The 8,243-nt window shown below is 74.3% G+C and carries 7 protein-coding genes and 1 pseudogene; 5 read left to right on the forward strand and 3 right to left on the reverse strand.

What is annotated here, in order from left to right:
* The 3 genes and pseudogenes from ACRDSK_RS28935 to ACRDSK_RS28945 all read left to right on the forward strand — a co-directional run.
* A pseudogene (locus tag ACRDSK_RS28935) lies at positions 1 to 259 on the forward strand (ribonuclease D); the annotation flags it as partial.
* Between the two features lie 4 nt (positions 260 to 263).
* Positions 264 to 1,088: a DUF72 domain-containing protein gene (locus ACRDSK_RS28940; RefSeq protein WP_431444524.1), complete on the forward strand. Its 825-nt coding sequence runs from the start codon at positions 264 to 266 to the stop codon at positions 1,086 to 1,088.
* Between the two features lie 67 nt (positions 1,089 to 1,155).
* Complete coding sequence (locus tag ACRDSK_RS28945) at positions 1,156 to 4,008, forward strand: substrate-binding domain-containing protein (RefSeq protein WP_431444525.1); 2,853 nt, start codon at positions 1,156 to 1,158, stop codon at positions 4,006 to 4,008.
* Positions 4,009 to 4,027: 19 nt separating this feature from the next.
* Here ACRDSK_RS28945 and ACRDSK_RS28950 read toward each other — a convergent pair whose 3' ends face one another.
* The 3 genes from ACRDSK_RS28950 to ACRDSK_RS28960 form a co-directional block, all read right to left on the reverse strand.
* Positions 4,028 to 5,104 carry a sensor histidine kinase gene (locus tag ACRDSK_RS28950; RefSeq protein ID WP_431444530.1) on the reverse strand — a complete coding sequence of 359 codons (1,077 nt, stop codon included), beginning with the start codon at positions 5,102 to 5,104 and terminating at the stop codon, positions 4,028 to 4,030.
* 65 nt (positions 5,105 to 5,169) lie between these two features.
* Entirely contained in the window at positions 5,170 to 5,868 is a 699-nt protein-coding gene (locus ACRDSK_RS28955; protein ID WP_431444526.1) for a response regulator transcription factor, read from the reverse strand.
* 69 nt (positions 5,869 to 5,937) lie between these two features.
* Positions 5,938 to 6,606 carry a winged helix-turn-helix transcriptional regulator gene (locus tag ACRDSK_RS28960; RefSeq protein WP_431444527.1) on the reverse strand — a complete coding sequence of 223 codons (669 nt, stop codon included), beginning with the start codon at positions 6,604 to 6,606 and terminating at the stop codon, positions 5,938 to 5,940.
* Between the two features lie 65 nt (positions 6,607 to 6,671).
* On the opposite strand from ACRDSK_RS28960, the gene ACRDSK_RS28965 reads away from it, so the two are divergent.
* Positions 6,672 to 7,865 (forward strand): acyl-CoA dehydrogenase family protein, encoded by a 1,194-nt coding sequence (locus tag ACRDSK_RS28965; RefSeq protein WP_431444528.1) that lies wholly within the window; start codon positions 6,672 to 6,674, stop codon positions 7,863 to 7,865.
* A gap of 66 nt (positions 7,866 to 7,931) precedes the next feature.
* Complete coding sequence (locus ACRDSK_RS28970; RefSeq protein WP_431444529.1) at positions 7,932 to 8,192, forward strand: hypothetical protein; 261 nt, start codon at positions 7,932 to 7,934, stop codon at positions 8,190 to 8,192.
* Positions 8,193 to 8,243 lie beyond the last annotated feature (51 nt).

Here is an 8,243-nt window from a genome sequence, read left to right on the forward strand (position 1 = left end):
CCGCTGGGCGGACCGCGACCCGGCCGCGGCCGCGCGGTTGTCCGCCGTCCGCACCCGCCTCGCGGCGATCGCCGAGGAACGGCGGCTGCCGATCGAGAACCTCCTGCAGCCCGACCTCGTGCGCCGAACCTGCTGGCGCCCGCCCGAGCCGCTGTCCACCGACACCGTCGCCGACGCGCTGCGGATCGGCGGCGCGCGCGAGTGGCAGATCTCGCTGACCAGCGACGCGCTGTCCACCGCGCTGAACGGCTCCGGCTGAGCCGGTGGCCGGGCGGGTCCGGATCGGTACCTCGGGCTGGGTCTACCCACCATGGCGCGGGCGGTTCTACCCGACCGGGCTCGCGCACCGCCGCGAGCTGGAGTACCTGTCGAGCAAGGTCAACTCGGTCGAGATCAACGGCTCGTTCTACGCGCTGCAGCGGCCGTCGAGCTACCAGGCGTGGCACGAGCAGACTCCGGACGACTTCGTGTTCGCGGTCAAGGGCGGCCGGTTCATCACGCACATGAAGCGGCTGCGGGACGTCGACGCGCCGCTGGCCAACTTCTTCGCGTCCGGGGTGCTCGCGCTCGGCGAGAAGCTCGGCCCCCTGCTGTGGCAGCTCCCGCCGACGCTGGCGTTCGACGCGGACCTGCTCGACGCGTTCTTCGACCTCCTGCCGCGCACCACCACCGCGGCCGCCGAGCTGGCCGGCCGGCACGACGAGCGGCTCGAGGGTCGCGCGTGGACGGTCACCGACGCCGACCGGCCGCTGCGGCACGCGCTGGAGGTGCGCCACCAGAGCTTCACAGACCCGGCCTTCCTCGACGTGCTGCGCGCGCACGGCATCGGCCTGGTGGTCGCGGACGCCGCGGCCGAGTGGCCGTACCTGGAGCACGTGACCGCCGATTTCGCCTACGTCCGGCTGCACGGCAGCACCGAGCTCTATACCAGCGGCTACACCGGCGAGGCGCTCGACGAGTGGGCCGGACGGCTGCGCGGCTGGACGGAGCAGGGCGTTGATGCGTATGCCTATTTCGACAACGACGCGAAGGTGAAGGCGCCCGGCGACGCGATCTCGTTGGCGAACCGGCTGGACCTTGCCTGGTAGAAGGCCTTCCTGACGCGGTCCGCGTCCGGGTAACTTCGTTGTGTTGCCGAGCGGGGAGGTGCGTCCAGTGCTGGAGCCGCTCGCCGAGAACGACCCGCCTCGGGTGGGTCCGTTCGCGATCGAGGGCCGGCTGGGCACGTCGGGTCACGTCTACTTGGGACGTGACGCGGTAGGGGTCGCGGCCGCCGTCACGGTCGTCCGGGTCGAGCAGGCCGTCGACCCGCGGTTCCGCCACCGGTTCGCGGCCGAGGTCACCGCCGCCGGCCGGGTTCGGCACCGGCACGTCGCCGCGCTGATCGACGCCCACGCCGACGCGGACCACCCGTGGCTGGCCACCGAGTACGTCGATGGGCCGCCGCTGCGCGAGGTCGTGGCCGAGTGGGGACCGCTGCCGGTCGCCGAGGTGCTGCGGGTGACGGCCGGTGTGGCCGGGGCGCTGGGCGCGATCCGCGAGGCCGGGCTGGTGCACGGGTCGCTGTCCGCGGACACCGTGCGGCTGACACCCGAGGGGCCGCGGGTGATCGGCTTGGGGGTCGGCGAGCACGCCGGCGCGGCGGCCGACGTCGTCGCGTTGGGCAAGCTGGTCACGTTCCTGGCCGGCGCCGAGGACGAGCTGCCGGAACCGTTGCGCTCGTTGGTGGTGCGGTGCCGGGCGGCGGATCCGGCGGACCGCCCGACCCCGGCGGCGCTCGCCGCGGCGGCGATCGCCGGCGAGTCGCTCGCCTACGAGACGGCCAGCCCGCCGGAGAACCCGCTCGACCTCTCGGCGGGGATCCCGAGCGACGCCATCGTCGGACCCATCCCGGCGGACGCGGAGCCGGAGACCGGTGTCGTCGCGGACCCGCTCGCGTACGCGCCGGCCGCCCCGCCGGAGAACCCGCTGGACCTGTCGGCCGGCATCCCCGGCGACGCCGTCGTCGGCCCGATCGACGCGGACGCAACCGTCGAGGACGAGCCGGCGGCACCGCTCGCCTACCCGGCCACCACGCCACCCGCGAACCCGCTGGACCTGTCGGCCGGCATCCCCGGCGACGCCGTCGTCGGACCCATCTCCGCGGACGCGACCACCGAGGAGCTGAGCACGCAGCCCGCCTACGCGGCCGCCGCGCCGCCGGCCAACCCCGTCGACCTGTCGGCCGCCATCGCGGGCGACGCCGTCGTCGGGCCCATCGACGCCGCCGCCCCCGAGGAACCGAGCACGTCGCCGTCCTACGCGGCCGCCGCACCGCCCGCCAACCCGATCGACCTGTCGGCCGGCATCGCGGGCGACGCCATCGTCGGACCCGTCGACGTCACGGGTGACGCCGCCGCCGAGGACGCGCCGAGCAAGTCGCTTGCCTACGCGGCCACCGCGCCTCCCGCCAACCCCGTCGACCTGTCCGCCGGCATCGCGGCCGACGCCGTCGTCGGACCCGTCGACGCCACCGCCGAACCCGCCGCCGAACCGAGCGAACCGCTCGCCGGCGCGGTGGCGGTCGCTCCGGCGGAAGCGTCCGTCGAACCGAGCGGCGGCGTCGCGGTCGTCGACGCGCCCACCGGGACCGGAGTGGTGACCGCGCCGCCGATCGACCCGCACGACCTCGCCGCCTTACGCGCGGCGGCGGACGCGATCGAGGCCGAGGCCGCGCCGGTGGCCGACGCACGGCCGAGCGGCGCCGCCGCGCGCGTCATCGAGCCCGTCACCTACGGCGCGCCCGGTAAGGACAAGCCGCGCAGCGCCTCGCCGGCGCCAGGACGTCGACCCAACCCGCGAAGACGAAGACTCGTCGGCGCCGTGGTCGCGGTGCTGCTCGCCGCCGCGGCCATCACCGTGCCCCTCCTCCAGGACAACACCACAGACGGAACCCCCGTGCCGGCGCTCGAGAGCGTCACGCCCGCCGCCGGGGACGACCCGACCACCAGCCGACCCGCCTGCTCCGGCGCCAGGACCATCACCGCCAGCGGCTCCTCCCTTCAGCACGACGCCATGCTCACCATCGCCGAGCAGTGGACCGGCCGGTGTGCGGGCAGCACCCTCGACTACTCCCCCGACGGCACTCCCGACGGCGTCGCGCGGTTCGCCGCCGGCGAGGCCGACTTCGCCGTCGTCGACCACGTGCTCGGCGAGAACCAGGGCGAGATCGCCGCCGCGGCCGCCCGCTGCTCCGGGATCGGCGCCCCCGCCGACAAGAACCTCGTGCTGCAGCTGCCGATGGTCCTCACGCCCGTCGCGGTCACCTACCACCTGCCCAGCGTCGCCGAGCTCCAGCTGGACGCGCCGGCTCTGACCGCGATCTTCAGCGGGCGGCTCACGCGCTGGAACGACCGGGCCGTCGCCGAGCTGAACCCCGGCGTCCGGCTGCCGGCGACAGCGGTCACGGTGGTCGCCCGGGCGGACGAGGCGCAGAGCACGCAGACGTTCCAGCAGTTCCTGACCGCGACCGGCGGCTGGCGCTCGGGCTCCGGGCCGGAGTTCGGCGGCCGGGCGCAGCTGCCCCAGCAGTCCGACGCGGACGTGCTCGCCGCGGTCCGGTCCGTCGAGGGCGCGATCGGCTATCTGCCCTTCCCACTGGCCCGCGCGGCCCAGGAGCCCGTCGTGATGATCGCCACCGGCGACGGCAAGGGCATCATCCCGGACGCGGACGCCGTCCACGCCGCGGTGGACGCCGCCCTGCACGACACCGCCGACCTCACCGCGTTGCCGGACGCGATCTACCGGGCGGGCGCCGACCAGGTCGGCGACGGCACCCCGCCCTACCCGCTGGTGCACGTCGGCTATGTCATCGCCTGCACGCAGTACCCGGACCAGGGCACGACGGCCGCGATCCGCGACTTCCTGCTCACCGCGCTCGCCACGCAGGTCCAGTCGGTCGACGGCTACCAGCTGCCGTTCGGCGACCTGCGACTCGTCCTCGTCGACCTGGTCGAGCGGACCTACTGAGCGGACTCGCCGGGCCGGCCTACTGGGCCGGGCTGATGACGGGGCGCGCCGGCAGGTGCACGGTCACCGTCAGCCCGCCGCCGGGCACCGCCTCCGCGCCGACCGTCCCGTGGTGGGCGAGGACCACGGCACGCACGATCGCCAGCCCGAGCCCGGTGCCCGTGTGCGCGGTCCGGTCCACGCCGCCGCGCCGGAACGACTCGAACAGCTCCTCGACCCGCTCGGGATCCACCATCGCGCCCGACGAGCTCACCCGCAGGCTCGCGAACCCCGCCGCCGAGCCGCTCCGCACGTCGATCCAGCCGCCGTCGACGTTGTGCCGCACGGCGTTCTCCAACAGGTTTCCCGCGACCCGCTCCAGCAGCGCCGGGTCGCCCGCGGCGGGTGACGGTCCACAGTGGAACGCCGCGGTCAGGCCGCGCTTCTCCGCGTCGGCCGAGATCGGCGGCCAGGCCTGGTCCACGACCGCGGCCAGGTCGACCGGCTCGACCACGCCGATGCCCATGCCGTCGGTGCGCGCGAGCAGCAGCAGCGCCTCGACCAGGTGCCCGGCGCGCAGCGTCGCCTTGCGCACCACGCCGGCCATCCGGCGCAGCTCCTCGTCGTCGGCGTCCGGATCGGACAGCGTCACGTCCAGCTCGGTGCGGATGACCGACAGCGGGGTGCGCAGCTCGTGAGAGGCGTTCGCGACGAACTGGCGCTGCGCGGTGAACGTCGCCTGCAGCCGGTCGAGCATCGCGTCGAACGTGTCGGCCAGCTCGGCCACCTCGTCCCGCGGACCGTGCAGCGAGATCCGCTCGCCCAGCGACTCGGCGGACAACCGTCGCGCGGTGCCGGTGACGTCGCGCAGCGGCTTGAGCACCCGGCCGGTGAACGTCCAGGCCAGCAGCGCGGTCGCGAGCACCACGCACACGAACGCGACCGAACCCGCGAGCAGCACCCGCAGGCGCGTGTAGTCGCGCAGCGCCTCGGCGAGCTGTTCGGCCCGCACCGGCACGCCCTCGACGACGACGGTGGTGCCGGTCGGCAGCGTCGGCACGGTGACCGCGTTGCCCGCGAGCATCCAGCCGAGCCACAGCAGCAGGACCGCGACCATGGCGACCAGCGCGGTGGCGAGCAGCGTGATCCGGGCGCGCAGGCCGGGACCGCGCCGAGGGCCGTTCACCCGGACTCGGCGGGCACCGCGGGTCCAGCCGTGCCGGCCGCGGGCACCCGGTAGCCGGACCCGACGACCGTGTCGATGATCCCGGGCTCACCCAGCTTCTTGCGCAGGGTCATCACGGTCACCCGGACGGTCGTGGTGAACGGGTCCGCGTGCTCGTCCCACACCCGCTCCAGCAGTTCCTCGCTGCTGACCACCGAGCCGGACGCGGCGAGCAGGACCTCGAGCACGCCGAACTCCTTGCGGGTCAGCTCGACCGGCTCGCCGGACCGGGTCACCGTGCGGCGGGCGGGGTCGAGCTCGAGGTCGCCCGCGCGCAGCACCGGCGGGGTGACCGGAGTGGACCGTCGGGCGAGCGCCCGCACGCGCGCGACGAGCTCGTCGAAGGCGAAGGGCTTGGCGAGGTAGTCGTCGGCGCCGAGGGAGAGCCCCTCGACGCGGTCGGCGACCGAGCCGGAGGCGGTCAGCATGAGCACCCGGGTGAGCTGCCCGGACGCGACGATCTCGCGGCACAGCTCGTCGCCGGACATCCCCGGCAGGTCCCGATCGAGCACGACGACGTCGTAGCGCGTGACGGTGGCCTTCTCGTGTCCCTCGTCCCCACCGAGCGCGACGTCGACGGCCATGCCCTCCCGCCGCAACCCCCTGGCGACGGCCTCGGCCAGGGCCTCCTCGTCCTCGACGATCAGAATCCGCACGCTACAACGGTACCGACAGTGCCGAACGAGCCTCGGCGACCCAGGTCAGCACGCCGGTCGCACGGCTCGCTAACGGGCCCGGGCGGCCTTCACGTTCTCGGCGATCGGGCTCAGTCGCAGCCAGGACGGGAGGCCGCGGATGATCCAGCGGGCGCCGGTCAGGTCGATGGTGCCCGCGCGGACGGCGTCCAGCAGTTCGATCTCGCCCAGCCACATGCGGTACAGCGTCGGCAGGTCCGCGGCGAGCACGGCGTCGATGTCGAAGCCCGGGTCGGTGTAGCAGACCGACGCCTCGCCGGGCTCCAGCACCAGCCAGTACTTCCGCCGGTGGTCGGCGATCTCCACCTGGATCACCGCGCGCTTGTCGATGTCGCCGGTGTCGATCCGGCCGTGCATCCACCACATCAGCAGCTCCGGGTCCAGCTCCTCCGGCCGCGGGTCGCCGAACGCGTACCGCGCGCCCCAGTCGGCCAGGCCGAACACGAGCGGGCGCAGGTCCTCGCCGGCGCGGGTCAGCGCGTAGCCGTCCTCCGTGTGCTCCACCAGGCCGGCGTTGTGCAGCTGCCGCAGCCGCCGCGACAGCAGCGCTCGGGACAGCCCCGGCAGCCCGCGGGCCAGCTCGTTGAACCGTGCCGCGCCGCCGCCGACGACCATGTCCCGGACGATCAGCAGGGTCCACCGGTCGCCGAGCAGCTCGACCGCTCGGACCACCGGGCAGTACTGCGCGTAAGGCCGCATGCGCGCTCCCGTGAGTTCAGTTTCTGTACTACTTCGCGGGCGCCGCAGTTCTTAGCGTCCACTACATGACAATCGCTCAATCCCGCTCAACCAGTACGTATCCGATCCCGTTACGAGCCGATGACGCTCGGTTCACCGAGCTCGCCGCCCGCATCGGGGCGGTCGCCGCCGAGCACGCCGCCGAGCACGACCGGGACGCCACGTTCGTCACCGAGGCCTACGCGGCGATGCGCGAGAACGGCTACCTGGCTCTGACTGTGCCGGAGGATCTCGGCGGCCTCGGCGCGAGCATGCGCCAGGCCTGCTACGCGCAGGCCGAGCTGGCCCGCCACGACGGCGCGACCGCGCTGTCCGTCGCGATGCACACCTACCTGACGCTCGTGCAGGGCTACCGCCGGCGCAAGGGCGCGCCCGACGCCGAGGGAGTGCTGCGCCGGATCGCCGCCGAGGGCATCGTGATCGCGACGAGCGGCGGCTCGGACTGGCTCTGGCCGACGACCACCGCCGTGCCCACCGACAACGGATACCTGGTCAACGGCCGCAAGATCTTCTGCAGCCAGTCGCCGGGCGCCACGGTCGTCGCCACCTGCGCGGTGCTCGGCGAACCGGGCGTCGACGCGGACGTGCTGCACTTCAGCATTCCGCTGTCCGCGCCCGGGGTCCGCATCGTGGAAACCTGGGACACGCTCGGCATGCGCGGCACGGCCAGCCACGACGTCGTGCTGGAGGACGTCGCCGTCGCCGCGGACAAGATCGTCGGGCACCGGCCCTACGGCGAGCTCGGCGCGCCGCTGCTCGCCGCCACCGTCCACTTCGCACCGGTCGTCGGCGCGACGTACTTCGGCATCGCCGCCGGCGCCCGGGACGCGGCCGTCGCGGCGGCCTCGGCCGGGTCGCGCGGCCCGCGTCCGCTCGGCGACCTGCCGCGGGTGCACCGCCAGGTCGGGCTGATGGACACGAAGCTGCGCGTCGCGTGGTGGGCGCTGATGGGCGCGCTCGAGGAGCTGGGCGAGGACTACACGGCCACGCCGGAGGCGCTCACGACCGTGATGGTGGCCAAGCGCCAGGCGGTCGTCGAGGCGATCGAGGTGGTCAACCTGGCGATGGACGTCATGGGCGGCCGCTCGTTCTTCAAGCGCTTCGGCATGGAACGCGCCTTCCGCGACGTGCGGGCCGGCACGTTCCACCCGCTCACCCCGGAAGGAACCCTCAGCTACGCGGGCAAGCTGGCCCTCGGCGACCCCGGCGACACGGAGTAGTCAGACGAGCTGTGCCAGCAGCTCGACCTCGAGGCCGGCCCGGGTGCGGCCGCGGCTGGAGCCGTCATGACACGTGAGGCGGAGTGGGGCACGACCGTCCTCGCGGGGCTGGCGGTCGCGGGGTGCTGGGCGGTTCCGGGCCGCACCGTCCAGCCCGGCACGTTCGCGCGGACGAGCATCCTCGTGCTGTTGTGGGTGCTCGCGGCCACGCCCGGGGTGTTCGCCGCGAAGGTGCTGCTCGCCCGCCGGCTGCGCCCGCACCGCCTTGTTCTGCGGGCCGGCGGTCGGTGGCGACGGTGGCGCTCGCCGTCGTCGCGGCGGCGGTGATCGCGGCGGCCCGCGACTCTCGCGCTGATCCCCGCCACGCGACCTGGCCGC

This window comes from Actinophytocola sp., from assembly GCF_050699915.1.
Lineage (GTDB): Bacteria > Actinomycetota > Actinomycetes > Mycobacteriales > Pseudonocardiaceae > Actinophytocola.

Coding starts and splice junctions, on each gene's coding strand:
- ACRDSK_RS28950 (WP_431444530.1), bottom strand. CDS start 5,104: ATGGTCGCGGTCCTGCTGCTGTGGCTCGGCTGGATGCTCGCGGGCAAC.
- ACRDSK_RS28960 (WP_431444527.1), bottom strand. CDS start 6,606: ATGCGGCCTTACGCGCAGTACTGCCCGGTGGTCCGAGCGGTCGAGCTG.
- ACRDSK_RS28965 (WP_431444528.1), top strand. CDS start 6,672: ATGACAATCGCTCAATCCCGCTCAACCAGTACGTATCCGATCCCGTTA.
- ACRDSK_RS28970 (WP_431444529.1), top strand. CDS start 7,932: ATGACACGTGAGGCGGAGTGGGGCACGACCGTCCTCGCGGGGCTGGCG.